Origin of the sequence: Eubacterium oxidoreducens (assembly GCF_900104415.1) — a bacterium.
Lineage (GTDB): Bacteria > Bacillota > Clostridia > Lachnospirales > Lachnospiraceae > Eubacterium_C > Eubacterium_C oxidoreducens.
Genome location: NZ_FMXR01000007.1, coordinates 193,734 through 211,329, shown reverse-complemented (window position 1 = coordinate 211,329; position 17,596 = coordinate 193,734). Strand labels below are relative to the sequence as shown.

The following is a 17,596-nucleotide window of genomic DNA, read 5'->3' as shown; positions in this document are numbered from 1 at the left end:
AAGACTCGCTCGCGAGTCTTGCGCGCCGGATTCGGGTCTGCTTCAGCAGACAAATTCCTGTCCGAATCCGTGCGCATCCTCGCGGAGCGTTTAACACAGTCGGGGCTTATACCCCGACTGTGTTAAAAACAAAATAACGCAGTATGCCATTTTATAAAAGATGCATTTAAAACCTATCCTTGTAAAAAACAAACTTGTTTTTCCTAAAGCTTTACAAATATGCGCAGGATAGACTAATCCCACTACATCATCTTTATCATTTCATCCATTGGTCTATAAGTTTCATGCATTGGTGCAGGCTTTGTGCCCTCTGCTGCATATCCCATAGGCATCAGGCAAACCAGCTTTACAGACTCAGGAAGATTAAATGCTTGTGCTGTCTTTGTATTCGGGAACACATCTACCCATACAGAACCGATTCCCAAATCAGCTGCCTCTAGCATCATGTGCGTTGCCACTATAGATGCATCTTGTTGTCCCGAAGAGATACCTTCTTCCATTTCGTTAAAGTACTGTTCGGACTCTTCATAGCCTATAAGCATAACTGTCGGTGCGTTATAAGCACATCCAGTCAGTGAACGAAGCTTTGAGATGCCCGCTTCACTTTGTACTACATATATTCTGGCAGATTGCCAATTTTTTGCGGTAGGTGCAATATGCGCCGCCTTTAAAATCTTGTCCATTTTCTCTTTTTCAATCTGCTTTTCCTCATAATTACGAACCGAAAAACGATTCTTTGCCAATGTCATAAAATCCATGTTTTTATCCTTCTTTCTTTTATTTACTTCAATTCTTCATCCTTAAAATCATCAATTTTCTTTTCTTTAACTCCCTGTTATGAAGTGACCTTTGTCAAGCAGGAAAGCCTCAACAAACTTTCCACCTGATAATTGTCACATTTGTTATTGTCTGACAGCATCTGGAAAGAGCCAGTTTAACAGTCTCCGGCATGTAGCCACTCTGTTATTCGTGGATTGGTTACCAACAGGCTAATGGTCCGCCGAGAGCCCTGCTATCTATTATCGTGGATCACGGTTTCCCGTGCGCACATAGGGAGAACGCAGTTGGCTCGAACCGTCTTGTCATATTGGCTCCTCCCAGATACCGTCAGCACTATTTACTTGTTATATTGGGCAGAAATCTGCACTTTGTTGCTGATTTCTGCTTGATTATCATTATCTACCGATTGGATGGCTGTCAAGGGCGTCAGCTGCAACGCAGTGCGCAGCACCCTTGACTGACATTCAATCGGATGATACCTATGCTGCGCTGCAGTCTATGTTATCCGTCATCATTCCCCATACAAAACATGCCAGTTCTCGTGCTATAGCAGCCTTTGCCACATTCTTTTTCTTTCCATGTCGAATCAGACGGTAATACTTGCTTCTCATTCTTGAATTCGCCTTATCTGCATACGCGATCACCTCTGCTATATTCCCCATTTGTCGTTGCCTTAATGCTTTCGATTTGTGACCCACTGCTCCTTTGCATATTCCACCGGCGGATTCTACCAGCAATAGTCTCAGATGGCTGTTTCCTGCTTTCGTTATTCCAAGACGGTTGATTTTCTCCGCACTGGAACGCTCTCCCGGCGCAAGTCCAAGATATGCCGCATATACATTCCCTTTAGCAAACCTTTTAAAATCACCTGTTTCTACAATAAGCGACAGCGCTGTATGTGTTTTTATTCCAAGGAAGCATCCAAGTTTCTTTACCTTGTCGGTATACTCTTTCTGAGACGCAATCTCTTCAATTCTTGCATCAAACCGTTCTACTTTTGCAGTCTGTTCATCGTAAGAAGCCATGTACTCATCTAATGTTTCCTGATATAAAGGTGACAGTTTCAGCTTTTTGATCCATTTCAGATGTACTATCGTCCATTTTGTACCGGTATAATGATAACCGTGGCGCAGACAGAAGGCATTGATCTGTTGTTTTAATCTCTTTAAAGCCTTCTTATGATCATCACGCATCCGTAAATATTCCTTGACAGAATCATCTGCTTCTGTAGGAATATAAACAGGATGATATCCACCATATGAAAGACACTGCGCAATCATCAATGCATCCCTTGCATCTGTTTTGATCCGCTGACCCTGCTGCGTGAGCATGGTCGTCGGCGCAAGTATCACACATTTTACACCTGCATTTGTCAACTGGTTATAGAGTGAATATCCAAGACATCCTGCTTCATATCCGCATTCAATATCATATGTATCGCTTACCCCAAGTTTCAGTTTTAATTCCTCAATAAACATAAGGATGTTCTTATAGTCTGGCGTTACCTGGATGTTTGCAAAAACACGATCCTCTGCTCCGATTACCGGCTCCATTGCACATAAAGTATAGTTTGTACTATGGACATCCATACCGATTTTGATTATTCTATTCATAGGTGACCTCCTTTTGTATGCGGTAATCCCTGTTACCATTTGTCTTTCTCGACTTGTAGTATACAGGTAAATCCACGTTGCTACAAATGTGAGGTCACTTCATATTATCTATCCTCATCTGTCATATAAGCAATACCTGAACCAAGTACCGTAAACTCACCATTTTCAAGCTTAGTGATGGACAATGGATAATAATCCATATGGCCTGTATTAGTATATACCAATCCAGTCTTTTCAATGTATTGAGAACCTATTCTCGAAAAATGTTGCTCAGTTACCTTACCGTCATAGTAGGTTGCTATCATCTGTCCTCCAGCTTCAACACCAGAATCGATGAATATCTCTGGGATATCATTGTCATCTAAGTAGATAAGTGTGTATGTAAAAGAATCCCCATAATTTATTAAATCATCGTCTGAGGTAAGGTAATCCAGATAGGCTTCTCGCCAAGGTTCATCCTTATCTTGAATTTCTGATTCTGCGACTTTTGCTTCTGTTTCGCTAATTTCAATCGAATCATTTTGCTCAGATGTTTCTTGTTCCACTGTAGTTGATGAAATGTTTCCACATCCGGCGAGCAAAGATACCGCAATAAGCGGATATACTATTCTCTTTTTCATCATCGAATCTACCTCCTTAATTCTGCTTCACTGTTCCCGTATCACCCTCGATAGTGACACTCTTTACGAATCTCCAAGCCTCTTAGTATAGAATAATCTCCGTTCCACCATTAAGCCATGTTACTGTCTTTCGGCCTTCCATCTCAGTAAATAATGCCATTCTTAAATGAAATCATCTTCCCAATCTCTTTCAAAAACAGGTTCAGAATCAATTGTAAATATCATCGATGAATCATTGGTAAGTCTAATATGCGTTATATTACCGCTTTCATCCACTTCAATTCGTACAATAGCAGTATAATTGTCTTCATCATTTTCGGCCAACACTATGCAACGCTCACCTTCATATTCATCATGCAATGTTGCAAGATATGAGTAATACTTAATTGATGTATTGTCATTAACATAGTTAATCCTTTCAATAATGCTATTTTTCCCATTAATTGGTGTTTCGATATTTACAGATTCGAATACCGCAGCCTCATCTAGAATAGGATTTAATCTCTCAGCATTTCCTTCCATAAGTGCATATCTCAAAGCCGATAAATCATTCTTGTGAGTTTTAATGATTCCATCTTCATATTCATTTATTGCAGGGTCACCCGACAAAACTGCCACCGCCTGAATAACCGCGCCTTCTTTGATAAATGGAATATCTTGATCAGAAATCATAGAACGCGAATGAACAATTTCCAAGTCCCCAAATTGTGTGTCTATAGTTGTCACCAAAAACTTTGAAAACTCCTCTTCTTCAATAATCACTTTCTTAATATAAACATTCTTTACGATGCCAGTTATAAGCACTAGTTCATCGTCAATATGATATTCATACTCTTCTTGCATATCTTGTTCTTCTGTAACCATGTGCCCACATAGAAAGCCATTAGGTAATACAGACCCCATTGCTGGCACACACTTCAGACCAATAAACTCCTCATTTTTGCTCTCTTTGATTGGATCAATTGTACCTGCAAGAGCATCCTCATTTTCGTAGTAATTCACTGATATAGCGTTTGCCACTACCTGCACTTCAAGTTCATCATTTTCCATAAAACTTGGTAATACTTCTGGATTAATAATATTCATTATTGTAAATCCGCCTGTTTTATAACCTTTTACTGATGCAACAACACAAGAAGTATCCCTTTTTAGGTGTAAAGGACCTAAATACACTTTCCATACAAAAGCTCCACTTACCTGGAGATTGCAACCATCCAACTCATTTTGTTCTCCATTTTTTGCAATATGCGAATACAATTCCACAGAGCCATACTTTGTATGTGTATAATCTCCAGCATACCCTTTTATCACTCTTCCATTTTCTACAGAATGTGCCACCCATCCCATGGAAAATTTTTCATCCTCAAATACATCCTCTAAGTCTATCGATTCAAACATCATTGGCATATATAATCCCCTCCAATCTATACTGTATATCTAAGATTTCCCTAGAATGAAAAAGTAAACCTGTACTTTTTCATTCTAGGTTTCTTTTAATTCGAATTATAAATTAGATACAGTACTAAATAAGGGACTTGTTTCCATCGGAAGAAAGCCTCGGAAGGAAGAAGTTTCTTGTTCAAATCTTCCTTGCATTCTTTTTCACCTCCTATCTATTTATCCCCAAGAAAATCCCGGCTCCATATCTTCAGAAATTTTTACAAGAGAGATAAATCCGTTATCTTTAATAGAATCATCCCAACCAGAGATAAATTCATTAACTTTGTCTAAACATTCTTGGGGCTCAAGCACCTCCGAAGATATCTTATATAAAGGATTATTTATAAAAGTATCTAAATTATAAAAAACATCAAACTCTAAAAGTTCTTCAATCGGAATTTCTACATTTTGATAAAAATTAAGTTCCCATCCCAAATAATTTTTTTCCTATATCTGATCTATCTGTCTCCATTAGAAGCCTCAAACTTTTTTTTATTATCCTCATTAATATATATTACATAAAAATATGATACATCCCAATTTTTATCCTTACTATTAAACTTCATTATCTTCCTCTCTCTGTTTTGTTAAAATTCCATACCATCCTTTATTATCTACTATGTGTCGATTCTGATAGTTTTGGAATAAATTGGGAAGGGAAATAATGTGTCAAATCAACCAATTACTTTCATAGAGCATTCTTAACATTTCTTTTTTTGATGTCAATTTTCTTCTTCTTTCCATAAAAATATCCCCCTAGCATAATGTTAAAATCAACATTATACCAGGAGGATATATATCCCTTTAACCAAATATCTCTGATAAGAAACTCCTCACACCACCAATGATTCCACCAAAGATTCCACCAACTATTATACCACCTATTCCCCCTGATCTTCCCCTCTCTGACCCATCCTTCACACCTTTTAAAATGCCCTTTATAACCGCTTTGGAAAAAATATTTTTTATTAAGTCACCATAGTCTTTTTTCCCATCATCATATACCCACATCGTATGGTCTTTATTTATATTAGGATAATAAGACAAACGCTTTTCAGTTGGAATTGTTTTCAGAATATAATACATAAGCTTCTTTAAGTTATATGGTTTTTGTACATCATTTTCATTCTCTTTATAACCGGCACTATAATATATAGGATGCACCAGTACCCCTGTCGCTTCGTATATTCTTTTTCTGATGGAATCCACCTTCTCATCTAGAAAATCAACTAGTTTTTTGGTGGGTTCATTCTTCTCATAATTCCAATTACGCCCTTTCATGGCCATATCAGCCTGGTTAATTGCTACCAATATTCTTTTATCCTTTTCCCCTTGTAAATTAGGAATAATAACATCATTAATTAGTTCATATGAAGTTCCCAAATCTCTAGTGCTACCATCTAAAATCACAAGCACTAAATCAACCAATGGTCTTCCGTCTTTACCCACTTCCCTAAGTTTGTTAATAATATTCTGTTTATGTCTTAAATCTGCCTCTTTTCCGTCTCCTAATCCTGGGGTATCCCATAATACCATGTTTTCAAGTTCATACTTTTCAACATCCATCGTTTCAGGATCAGACCCGTATCCGACTTTTGCCCTTTCTGTCTTAAATAATGCATTAATTGTAGAACTCTTACCACATCCCGTGGGTCCGGTAATCAAGATATTAATTTCATTTTCCATAAGCCATCTAATATTATCTTTAATCTGATTTTCATCATTTTCTGATATCCCTAATTCTTTTACTTTTTTTAAAAAATCATTATAAAAATTATTCATAGTGGTTTCCTCCTTTATCTAAACACTACTTAGTCATATAAATCTTCATCCTCTGGATCTTCATTTTCAAAATCCAGTTCAAAAAATTTCTGATATTGCGGCAAATACCCAAATGATATAATCTGCTCCTCCTTCGGAACATTTTTTGCCACGAAAAGATATATGACATTTTTATTTATGCCATCACTGTATTCATCTTCAAATAAGTACAGTAACTGGTCCACATATCGTTCCATGTAATCAGCTGTTTTCTTTCTCTTATCTATATAGGGTATGATTCCTTGATTTGTAAAAAGCAAAATTGCACAACCGATTTCATCTGCAAGTTCTTTCAAACTTTGAATAATATATTTCTTTTTTACATCTTCTTCCATTATATCCATGCTTGAATGGAAGCAGAGACTTTGTAAATCTTCTACGATAATAAAGTCTGGCTTTTCCATCATTTTTCTGCAATTTCTAATGATGGTATAGATTGAAAGATCCCATGCATCGTTAACCCACAAGTTTCCATTGCCAAATCTCTTCGAGGCTTCTAACATTCTTTGCCAATCATGCTTGGAAATATTATGGGAAATATCTACTCTCGCATTATAAAGAATTAGATTCTTGATAAGCTCTTCATTGCATATTTGTGATGTTATATATAAGACTCTCTTATCACTCTGCGTTATAACATTATTCACAATGTTATATGTAAATTGCTGCCGCTTAACTTCACTACACCCACTGAGTAGATAAAGCTTTCCTTTCTGTAAACCATGTAATAAATTATCAACCGTCTTAAATCCTGTTATGATTGCTTCATCTAATTGCTTTTGCTCATCTTGGTATTTACCACTGAGTATTTCATTTATCCTGGTTTCATTTACTTTTGATAATGTCATAAAAATCACCTCCTTTTTTGTGTATATAAATAATACATCGCTACACACAAAAAAATGTCTCCCGCACGGGAGACATTTTTACTTATTCGTTCATTTCTAAAATTTTCATATTATTTTCTTCTAACTTTTTATTGATTTTTTTGATGTTATATATGTTTTCCTTTAAAAAATCTAATAATATTTTATCTCGCATTTCTTCCATATCACATTTACATGAATTCATAAAACTTGTTGCTTCATACTGATTAAGCCGTAATGCAAATATCAATTTCCATACATTTTCCTTTTGGGGAATTTTCTTACCGTTAAGCCACCCTGAAAAAGTTTTTCTAGAAATATTTGCCACACTGTAAATATCACTGCTTTCAAGATTCGTTCTATTCATATAGGCAAAAAGTTGCTCCTGAACTGTTTTTTCTTCTTCTGGATATTCACCTCTTTGTGCCTGCATAGCCTCGTTTAACTCGACTTCCTCTTTGGAAGGCTCACGAAACTCCGGCATATATTGTGGAACAATAAGATGTTCGTCTTTTAGATATAGTTTTTGACTCGACTCAACAACATCCTGATACCCAACATGTTCTTCTATATTCGGAAATATCTTTTTCATTTCCTTGGTTGTTTCTTCATCATATACGACCAAGATAATGTCCATATCATGATCTAGCAAAAAGGCAATTGCTTCTGACAATGCAATTTGAATTGCGATTTTTCTTGGATATGAAAAAGTTCCGGTTCCTAATATCGGGGTTGCAATTGATGTACACCCCAATCTATATGCTAGTGAAAAGGACTTTAAATAACAGTCTGCTAAAGTTTGTTTTTCACCGGTACTACCATCTTTCCATGTTGTCGAAAAGGTATGTATTATAAACCTTGTACCCAACCGATCCTTTAAATTATATGCTAGTGTTTTTTTTGCTTCTCCTGGAGACATAACACCAATATCTAGCTGTCGTGCAGCCAATAACTTCTCTTTTCCTGCAGTTTCATAAATCAGACGATCCACACCATTTTTATATTCCGGTGTTCGGCAAGCCGGATTTATAATAGCATCGGATTTTATGTTTATAATAGAATCTCGAATTACCTTTAGTGACATGTTATTTTCTCCTCACCTTTCTAAATTCATTATTTATATTATATTTACTTTCAACGTAATCTGTAAACTATTTTTCAAGTAAAGGTTTTATCTCCCCGATATTTTTACTTTCTGGAAGATTCCACTGATTTAGCAGTTCTTTCATTGTATTGAAGAAATTGATTATACTGATTCAAAATCATCGAGCATCTGAACTTCATCTAATAAAACATAATACATTTCTTTATCAGCGATTTTTTCCATTAGATATGGGAATAAAACTTCAGGATCTCGATACTTTCTATTCTCAAAAGAGTCAAATGCAATCTCAATAATATGGTTTTCATTAACTCCTTCATTTACCAGATACTCTTTAAAAAGCTTAAATAAAAGGTATGATTTTCCACATCTTCGCATACCTGTTCCAACCTTAATTAGTCCGTTATGCTTTTTTGAAAAAAGCTTATTCAAATATATATCTCTGCGTATTTCCATATTGTTCCGCCTCATTACTTATTGAACGAAAATGCGGAATCCGCATTTTTGTTCAATAGAATTACACATCATAGGAACAGCTTATTCAATACTCTAATCAACATTTTTGCGGATTCCGCATTTTTGTTCGATACAGATCAAATTGTGCCGACAGTGTTGGTAAAATCTTTGAAAAAGTCTTTGTACTTCAGCCCTCAAGAATCTGAATCTGTCTAAGCATAGCAAGAGCAGACTGCTTTGGCTTATCATTCTTCAGATGATTTAGAATCTCTATTGCTTCATTCACAACAAGATCAAGATTATCTGGTAGCAAAAGGCCTGTCCAAACATATGGACAGGCACTTATTGTATTTTTTGCTGTTTTGTTTTAGGTCTCATATATAGATTTTATAACTAAGTCTCATATAGTCTCATTTACGCATGAGACTCAGTGAGACTATGGTGAGACTTTCCTGTATAAATCCCACCATTTCACCATTTTTCAATTAATTCACAGTCTCATGTTGATGAGACTGATATGAGACTCAGTATTATAATTTCCTCACAGATTCATTTTTATCATAAACAGCACCTGTGATTTTCTTTATCTTAGCATAGTCTCTAAATACTGTTGCCCTTGAAATATCAAACTCAGCCATAACCTGCTCTACAGTCAAATGTTTATTCTCACAGATCAAATTATAAATGGCCTGTTCTCTATCTGATAACTTCTTTTGATCGCTAGCCTCTTTAGCCGCTTCCTTATTCAAAGGAATAGTAATCTTAAAAACATCGTCTTCAAACAGCTGTTGCAATATCACCTAGCCCAAAGTATTCAAATGAAATGCATTTATCTTTTATCATATTAAAAAAAGTACTCATTAAAACCGGCCTCCATCTTATAATCTATGTAATACATTATATAAAATATCAATTATGATGTCCTATTTTTCACTGCTAAAATATGTTTCAGTTATGGCTTCACTCATTACTTCCTTGGCAGTTCTGCTACCATCATAAAATCTGACATTCTTGATATTTGTTCTTCCCAATAAATCAGCCCTTTTCTTAGCACGAAAAAAGCAGCAGACATATGTCCACTGCTTTACCTATGCTGTGTAGTTATAATTATATTTTTACTTCTGGAGCTGCTTTGCTATTATTGCACGATCTTTACCCTGAATTTTTAATGCATTCATAGCTTGTTCTAGTGTCATCTTCATGCTTTCCATCAATGAAGCAACATTGCGAGCTGTAGTCTGCATTTCTCTTTCATCTGCACGCTCTTCTGCAACTTTATCAGCCAGCTTTGTAAATGATTCACACATAGCATCACGTCCTTCCTCTGTTTCTTTGAAATGTCTAACTCCATCAGCAAGTGGTTGATAGTATATATCATCCGCATCTTTGCAATTGAAGTCATGTGCCAATTTCCCAAAATCATCATCACCTTCATAAACACCGTTTACAAAAATGATGTGAGAACCATCATCGAAAATATCTCCCGTCTCTTCAACAATCTTATTCACATGATATATCAGCAGATTCCTTCCAAACTTATCATGCTGACAAATAAAGATAACATAACCGTCTTTAATAGCTTGGAACTTCTGCTTTTTCTTTAGCATTCTTACATCAAGCATGCTGCTATGATATCTAATACGCTGATTACTTGAGCCTTCCTCGCTACGCTGAACCTCTACGTCAAATTCGTTACCATTACCGTCTTTAACATGGATATCAATCGTAATATCTCTTCCTCTGACGTAAGGGTTCTTCATAGTAACCTGTCCCTTTACTTTTACGACTTTTATATCATCTCGTTGAAGAATAATTTTTAGTAATAACTCTGCCACTTCGACATTGCCGTCAAACACCTTGCTCATAAGGTCATCATCAAACAATGTAAGGTCATCAATGACTTTGTCAAGCTCAGCATTAATTTGAGCACTAAGCTCTATCTTTGAGGAATCCACCTCAGTTATCTTCTTTTTTGCCATACTTACTTTTCACATTAATAATAGCATCATACCACACCCAAAACAATTAGCAAAGAGCCGATTTAATGCAAACTTAATATGTGTAAAATGCACATCTGCACTAATAAAAACCACAATTACCTGTCAAGATAACTGTGCTTTCTTGTCTGCTGTATTTTAAGTTGTCGTTCAAATGTGCTACGGTCATTAGCTCGCTCACGCTCCTCATTGGTTCTTCATCATCGTACCTTCATTCGTAGATACGTTACTTAAAAGTATCTTTTCACTTATCTCTTTCGCACCCTTATATCCGTTGCCAGCTAACATATCAGCAGCTTCTTTTAATGCTTTTTCAAATCGATTTGCAACCAAATCATATACATTCATAACCATTTTTTTACCTATTTTCATATCTTGAGCAGCAACTTCAAAACTCTTGCGGTTAATCTTATTAATATTAAGCTCACCGCCAATAAAAAACGACATCTCATTCGTCATTTTATAGACTCTTGTACTAACAATATCATATGCTGGAGCTAATCGAATTTCACCTAAATCCTCACTATACAAAATTGAATAATTCTTAATATGGCAATCGATATTTCCTATCAAGCAGTTAAAAACGATGCGCTCTAAAAGTTTCTTCTGATCTTCCAGAGGATTTGATGAATTCGATGCCACCAAATCAAACATTTTTCCCATATATCCCGAAGGCTCTTTTTCATATTTCTGAGAAGAAGCGATTCCTAAAGCTTGTGAAAAATCTTCTTGATGAAGCCGAAGTGGTGTACGCAAACCATCAATTGTTTTTCTATCAGAGAGTTTTCTGTCATACCTTTGCGTTGCAAACAAAACTTCCTCGTCTTTACCCTTTCCCAGATTAATAATGTAACTATCCGGCACATCAATTCCAAGCAATTTGGCAGTTAACATACATAATTGTTCATTCAAAACAATCTGTTCCAAACGAACATGGCTCTGTTTTACGATATGGGTACTTGGTGCATTACCTTTAGGCAAATACCATTCATCATGATCCTTGTCATAGTATAAGCCAACTTTCCCGGAAGCTCCCGTCAAAGATAAATGTGTCTCCATCAATATCCGCGTGGATCTTGTCGCACCCTCAGCAGCCAATTCTTTTACCTGCTTGATTCCAAGTTTCTCATAATGCTGCGAAGTAGATTTTTTCCCCTCTACCACCATGATGGCGCCAAGGCACTCTCTACCCAGTTCAGCCAAAATGGATAAATAATCATTTTCATCCACCTTTGCCCAATTCGCAACCGCTCTTCTGGAAAATCCCTCTGGAAGAAGACCTTCAAAAAAGTTTTTTGTCTGTTGAATTGAGAATTCTTCCATCTGAAAAGGAAGCGATATGGAAATTGGATGACCATAGGACGAATCCATATATTCATTTTCATACTGAAATCGTGCGTCCGTGTAATCGCTTCCAGCAATATGTCCAACTAGTCTTTGCTCTCCAAGTATCTCTATATAAACCTGCAGATTTTTCATTTTTTTCCTCGTTCTTCTATAAGCAAATCCAAGCCCAGCATATTTGCCAATCTTAATGCCTTTTCCAATTCTATCGTTGGCTTCCCGTTTTCCAATTCTGAAATAAAACTGGTGCTAAACCCGGTAAAATCACTGAGATACTTTTGGGTGTAGCCCAATTCTTTTCTTCTGGTTTTTAGAGTACTCCCGAACTCTTTTGCATCAAATACCTTCATATTCTTCTCCATATATCCGTACGGCTAAATCCACTGAGCAAGTGCAAAAATATAGCCGAACGGCTATATTCTCACATACTCATTATAAATATAGTCGTACGGCTATGTCAATACTTTAAACGACATCCAATCCGGATGAAATAGTGCCATTTGCGTTGTCTGATATGGTTATAGAAAAAGCTGAAGGTTAGTCCCTCAACTTTTTTCTATCCCCATAGCTGTAAAAAATCATTTATCAAACCATATTGATGCTTTTCCTCTTTGAAATATTTCATCAAAATAACAGAAGACCTTGCATTTTTTCCTATAGGACGCTGTCGGACATAATAGATTTTTCCTCTGCCTGATGGGAAATCATTTTTTTGCATCCAATGCTTCTACCATGACTTAATGATTCATAGATTATATCATGAGCTAATGTTGACTTTCCCGACCCAGAAACACCAGTTATACAGGTTATAGATTCAAGAGGAATTTTGCATTTTTCGTTATGTATATTATTCTTATTTATCCCTTCAAATGACAAATAATCTTTACTGCGTCGTATTTTTTTCTTTATTTCTATTTTATATTCAGCAATCTTCTCATTAGGTACTATTTTCCCACCATTAGAACCACTACCAGGTCCAATGGTAATTACATTATCTGCTTGTTTAATAAAATGCTGATTGTGTTCAAGATGCACTATGACATCCTTCATCTTCAACAAAAGAATCATCCGCTCTCAAATTCATAGTCATATCAGATCCATCATCAGGACACTTTGGAATCAGCTCAGAAGGAATTCCCATCAATAACTTACCATCAGCCGGTACCTGGAACACTCCCTGATCATCTCTTACAAAACCTTGTGCTTCCATAGCTTTCATTACCCACTCATCATTATCAAAGGTTTTCTGAATAGCAGGATTCACGCTCATATCCGTCAGAGGTCACTTTACTAAAACTACTTTTATTAAAATATGTTTTAGTAAAAATAATTTTAGTAGTATCCATAGATGTCAATGTATACTTCTATCCACTTATATATAAAAGAGGGTGCGAAGACCCTCATACTAAATAAACCTTTATTACCATTTCTCCCACCAACCGAAAACGTCGATGAGCTCCATAATTGATTGCGTGGCTCTTATTTATAAATGTTTTTTGAATATCTTTTTTTACGATTCCACATGCTCTTCTTCAATTATCATCTCATTACAAAATCCCATGCTTGGTGAAGCCTATGATAAGCTCTGCCAGTTTTCTTGTACTGATCGGCATGTCAAATTCAAACCAACGAACAATCGTACCGAGTGCGGCGGATATAACATATTCTGTTTTGAGAGCTGCCTCCGTCTCATTCTCGGAGGAGATATTGAAACGTTTTATAACTACGGGTTCGGCTATCTTTCTCATCTTTGCCCGAAAGACAGGATCGCCATGTTCTCCCAACAGTACGGAAATATATGAGCCGTACGTGGTATAAACCGCGGCAAAAGCATCCATCGTTTCTTCTGCAGAATCGGTTGTAGCATGACGCAACGCATTTCCACAAAGGCACCCTCAGGGATCTGTATCTCTACTGATCTCTTTGGGCGCCTTTTTCCTTACGACGTTAGTTTTCGATCAATCCCTTTTCTGTCAAGACTCGCTCGCGAGTCTTGCGCGCCGGATTCGGGGCTGCTTCAGCAGACAAATTCCTGTCCGAATCCGTGCGCATCCTCGCGGAGCGTTTAACTCAGTCGGAGCTTGTACCCCGACTGAGTATAGTTTGTCATAACCCCCACCTACGCTAACGCTTAGAGGTGGGGGATTTCTCCGACTGAGTTAAATACTCTTTCATCTTGAATGCACAAAAATATGGAAAAGTATATATGTTATTTGCATTACCAACATTGAAGTCTCCCAGCTTTATCCCGTATGAGATATCGCTATAGTTCTCATTTTTTATCAGCGAAGATAATGATTTTGACTGGTCACTATTTGACTTAACTTCGACTGGAATCAAATTATTCTGAGTCCTTACAAAGAAATCTTCCTCTAATGTTGAGTTTTCTTTCTTATAATAAAAGATTCCTAAACCTTGCTTAACAAAAGCCTCTGCCACAAAATTTTCGTAAAGAGCACCTTTATATACGCCAAGGTTTTTATTAACTCTCAAATCCTCTTGGGCTTCCGCGTCTAATGCAGATACCAATAATCCAGTATCGGGATAGTACAACTTATATTTACTTTCCTCGATATTTCCCTTTAATGGCAACTCAGGATACTGTAAACAATTACACTCTGTTATAACGCCAGCATCAATAAGCCATTCTATACATCCGGTATATTCTCTTGAACGGGCATTCTTCGAAATTTTATTAAACTGAAACTTCTTGTTTTCCTTTGCAAGCTGAGCAGGAACGCTTCTATAAACGCTTATAATTTTAGTTTGATCAAGACCTTCTGCATACTTTCTTACGTCTTCTTCATAATCAAGCCTAATCTGTTCCTGTACATCGAGAGTTCCAGAAAATGTTCCAGTTTCAATATATAGTTTTACGACATCCGGCATTCCTCCCAGCACACAATAATCAAGGAATAAACTCTTAAAAACAGCTAACTCATTATCATTAAATGGCTTGAGTTCTACCATATGAGATAAGATTGAGTCAATCTGCTCTTGCTTATAGCCCTTAGCCCAAAGGAATTCCTCAAAGTCCATTGAATACATCTCATAGTCCGTTTTATGCCCAACACTATTACTATGAATCTTCTTATAATTAATTCCTAGCATAGAACCGCTACAAATAACGTCATAATTACCATCTATCTTAAATGATTTAAGTGTCGTTGCTACATCGGGGTTTTCCTGAATTTCATCAAAAATGATAACCGTTTTGTTAGGGAGAAAATTTATAGATGGATCAGCTAATGATATATTCTTTATGACACTTGCAACATCATATCCATCTGCAAGAATTTGCGAGAATTTCTTCTCTAAAGCAAAATTTATATATACAACATTTTCATAATTAGCCTTAGCAAAATGCATGATTGATTCTGTTTTACCAATCTGTCGTGCCCCCTTTACTATAAGAGGTTTATGCGCTAGATCCGCTTTCCAATTACTTAAATAATCATCAATCTTTCGTCTGTAATACATTTTCTTTACCTCCAAGTACATATTATCACAAAAAAATAGGCACTTCAATGAACATCATCACATTTTATGAGGCACTTTCAACATTATTCATCACATTTTATTCTAAAAGCAAGACGTAAATGCAACGTATTTTTTTGCGTCGCATTTGCGTCTTTTATATCGAATCTCTTTTTTTAACACAATTTATGTTACAAATTCATTTTTCAGCTAAAAAATAGAGAGTCCATAAGGACTCCCTATAATGAAAAACATTATGCTATGTCAAGACTCGCTCGCGAGTCTTGCGCGCCGGATTCGGGTCTGCTTCAGCAGACAAATTCCTGTCCGAATCCGTGTGCATCCTCGCGGAGCGTTTAACTCAAATTATTTCTCGGCAATAGCTGCCTGTGCCGGATACGACACTGGCATTCGTTTTTTTCAACATGGACTTTTTCCATGTGGAAGTATCAATATCAAACCTCTCATTACCCAGCTTTGGATTCAAATACCATGAAAATGTTCCCTTATCGTAGATAATTCGATCCACAAATGCATCAATCAATGTTTCCGGGATTTTCGCTCTCGGATCAAAAGCCTCCATCTTGATAAACTCACCGAGACTTTCTATCCTCTCTAACCTAAGGGCATCATTTCCTGATTCGGAGATCTGCTGTTCGAATTGATTATTTGATTTTTCAAGTTTTTTGATTTGATCTTCTAGTTTCTTTTTCTTTTGGCGAAAGACCTCAACTGAAATATCACCGTTCGTACACAGATCCACAAGAACCTCCAACTGTCTCTTGCTTTTCTCAATGGTACGGGTGTTAAATTCAATCTTTTCTCTTTCTCTAGTGTCGGTTCTCTTGTACTCTTTAAGATCATCTGCCATGGAAAGTGCTTCTTCATAAATAGCCTGACGATTTGCAACCAACTTCTTAAAAATGAAATCCGCAATAACCTCAAGTCGCCACTGCATAAAAGAAGTATTATCACACACGCCCTCCACACTAAGTCCCTTCTTTAATCGGGAACTCGGTGTTCCGGTTTTAAGCTGTCCATAACATTGAAAAAGATAAGACTTTGTCCCGTTTTTGTTTACGCGGGATAATCTGCGATTGAATGAATGACCACAAGTACATTTACACTTTCTTGCCCACACATTTTTTGACACTGAGCATCCCGTACGGATGGTGTAACCATTGGAATCCTTCTTTTCAACAGAGCGTTCCAATCTCAACTTTTCCGCCTGCTCAAATACCTCAACAGAAATAATAGGTTCATGGGTGCCCTCCACATATATGCGATCAACAGCTCCATGATTATTAATCTTTTTCTGCGTCAAATAATCCGGCACATACTGTTTACGGTATTCAATCCTTCCACAATAAAAAGAATTTTTAAGAATCTTATGGATGTTAGCGGCATGCCAGTTTTTCTTTCCCATGGCAGTCAAACGACCTTCCTGCTCCATGATATCTTGAATCTTTCTGACACCATATCCATTTGTATAAAGATCAAAAATCCTTCGAACCGTATCAGCCTGCTCTTTATTTACAATCAGATTACTACCAACTCTGTCATATCCTAAGATATTACCATTGCCGTATAGCACTCCGTTTTTAAAGGAAATCATCTGACCGGCTTTTACGCGTTGTGAAATCTTTTTACTTTCGTTCTGTGCAAGAGTTGCCATGATGGATAATCGAAGTTCTCCATCTTCATCATTCAACGTCCAGATATTGTCTTCTGTGAACCACACCTCCACGCCATAAGTTTTTAGTATTCTCGTCTGCTGTAATGTATCAACCGTATTACGTGCAAAACGGGAAACCTCTCTGGTAATAACCAAATCAAACTTTTTGTTTTCGGCATCCTTCATCATCTTAAGAAAGCCTTCTCTCTTATGAATTGATGTACCGGTGATTCCTTCGTCGATATAACGCTCGACCAATTCCCACTCAGGATGTCTTTCTAACAGTTCGTCATAGTATTGCACCTGGTTCTCCAGGGCTGAAATCTGTGCCTCATGTTCTGTAGAGACACGAGCATAAATAGCTACCTTACGCTTCATTTTTCAAACCTCGTATCTTTCCAGATG

General features: G+C 36.7%; 18 protein-coding genes. All 18 read right to left on the bottom strand.

Translation table 11 applies throughout. The features are described 5' to 3' along the window. Positions 1 to 242: 242 nt before the first annotated feature. Positions 243 to 758, bottom strand: a complete 516-nt coding sequence (locus tag BLS20_RS05200) for a nitroreductase family protein (protein ID WP_090172952.1) — start codon at positions 756 to 758, stop codon at positions 243 to 245. Positions 759 to 1,259: 501 nt separating this feature from the next. Continuing rightward, positions 1,260 to 2,393, bottom strand: a complete 1,134-nt coding sequence (locus tag BLS20_RS05195; protein ID WP_090172949.1) for an IS110 family RNA-guided transposase — start codon at positions 2,391 to 2,393, stop codon at positions 1,260 to 1,262. Between the two features lie 104 nt (positions 2,394 to 2,497). Then, the gene (locus BLS20_RS05190; RefSeq protein ID WP_176762298.1) at positions 2,498 to 3,013 is read right to left on the bottom strand and encodes a hypothetical protein; all 516 of its coding nucleotides are present in this window, start codon (positions 3,011 to 3,013) and stop codon (positions 2,498 to 2,500) included. A 162-nt stretch (positions 3,014 to 3,175) separates the two neighbouring features. Further along, positions 3,176 to 4,420: a hypothetical protein gene (locus BLS20_RS05185; protein WP_090172945.1), complete on the bottom strand. Its 1,245-nt coding sequence runs from the start codon at positions 4,418 to 4,420 to the stop codon at positions 3,176 to 3,178. Between the two features lie 210 nt (positions 4,421 to 4,630). After that, on the bottom strand, positions 4,631 to 4,888 hold the full coding sequence (locus tag BLS20_RS05180; RefSeq protein WP_090172943.1) for a hypothetical protein: 258 nt from the start codon (positions 4,886 to 4,888) through the stop codon (positions 4,631 to 4,633). A 369-nt stretch (positions 4,889 to 5,257) separates the two neighbouring features. Next, entirely contained in the window at positions 5,258 to 6,235 is a 978-nt protein-coding gene (locus BLS20_RS05175) for a GTPase family protein (protein WP_090172939.1), read from the bottom strand. Positions 6,236 to 6,264: 29 nt separating this feature from the next. Continuing rightward, positions 6,265 to 7,122 carry a DnaB-like helicase C-terminal domain-containing protein gene (locus BLS20_RS05170; RefSeq protein ID WP_090172937.1) on the bottom strand — a complete coding sequence of 286 codons (858 nt, stop codon included), beginning with the start codon at positions 7,120 to 7,122 and terminating at the stop codon, positions 6,265 to 6,267. 82 nt (positions 7,123 to 7,204) lie between these two features. Then, a complete protein-coding gene (locus tag BLS20_RS05165; RefSeq protein WP_090172935.1) occupies positions 7,205 to 8,224 on the bottom strand; it encodes a macro domain-containing protein in 1,020 nt (339 codons plus the stop codon). A 162-nt stretch (positions 8,225 to 8,386) separates the two neighbouring features. Then, positions 8,387 to 8,698 carry an AAA family ATPase gene (locus BLS20_RS05160; RefSeq protein WP_242870533.1) on the bottom strand — a complete coding sequence of 104 codons (312 nt, stop codon included), beginning with the start codon at positions 8,696 to 8,698 and terminating at the stop codon, positions 8,387 to 8,389. 530 nt (positions 8,699 to 9,228) lie between these two features. Next, the gene (locus BLS20_RS05155; protein ID WP_090172933.1) at positions 9,229 to 9,498 is read right to left on the bottom strand and encodes a DeoR family transcriptional regulator; all 270 of its coding nucleotides are present in this window, start codon (positions 9,496 to 9,498) and stop codon (positions 9,229 to 9,231) included. Positions 9,499 to 9,813: 315 nt separating this feature from the next. Beyond that, positions 9,814 to 10,677 carry a PD-(D/E)XK nuclease family transposase gene (locus BLS20_RS05150; protein ID WP_090172930.1) on the bottom strand — a complete coding sequence of 288 codons (864 nt, stop codon included), beginning with the start codon at positions 10,675 to 10,677 and terminating at the stop codon, positions 9,814 to 9,816. A 204-nt stretch (positions 10,678 to 10,881) separates the two neighbouring features. Beyond that, entirely contained in the window at positions 10,882 to 12,174 is a 1,293-nt protein-coding gene (locus tag BLS20_RS05145) for a type II toxin-antitoxin system HipA family toxin (protein ID WP_090172928.1), read from the bottom strand. Next, positions 12,171 to 12,389 carry a helix-turn-helix domain-containing protein gene (locus tag BLS20_RS05140; RefSeq protein WP_090172926.1) on the bottom strand — a complete coding sequence of 73 codons (219 nt, stop codon included), beginning with the start codon at positions 12,387 to 12,389 and terminating at the stop codon, positions 12,171 to 12,173. Before BLS20_RS05140 ends, BLS20_RS05145 begins: the two co-directional genes overlap by 4 nt. Positions 12,390 to 12,693: 304 nt before the next feature. Beyond that, the gene (locus BLS20_RS05135) at positions 12,694 to 13,098 is read right to left on the bottom strand and encodes a hypothetical protein (protein ID WP_176762297.1); all 405 of its coding nucleotides are present in this window, start codon (positions 13,096 to 13,098) and stop codon (positions 12,694 to 12,696) included. Next, on the bottom strand, positions 13,064 to 13,303 hold the full coding sequence (locus BLS20_RS05130; RefSeq protein WP_341443191.1) for a hypothetical protein: 240 nt from the start codon (positions 13,301 to 13,303) through the stop codon (positions 13,064 to 13,066). The genes BLS20_RS05135 and BLS20_RS05130 overlap by 35 nt, the downstream gene beginning before the upstream one ends. Positions 13,304 to 13,586: 283 nt before the next feature. After that, a complete protein-coding gene (locus BLS20_RS05125) occupies positions 13,587 to 13,877 on the bottom strand; it encodes a TetR-like C-terminal domain-containing protein (protein WP_143010224.1) in 291 nt (96 codons plus the stop codon). Between the two features lie 286 nt (positions 13,878 to 14,163). Beyond that, entirely contained in the window at positions 14,164 to 15,519 is a 1,356-nt protein-coding gene (locus tag BLS20_RS05120) for an ATP-binding protein (protein ID WP_090172919.1), read from the bottom strand. Positions 15,520 to 15,877: 358 nt separating this feature from the next. Beyond that, entirely contained in the window at positions 15,878 to 17,569 is a 1,692-nt protein-coding gene (locus BLS20_RS05115) for a recombinase family protein (protein ID WP_090172917.1), read from the bottom strand. Positions 17,570 to 17,596: the final 27 nt, after the last annotated feature.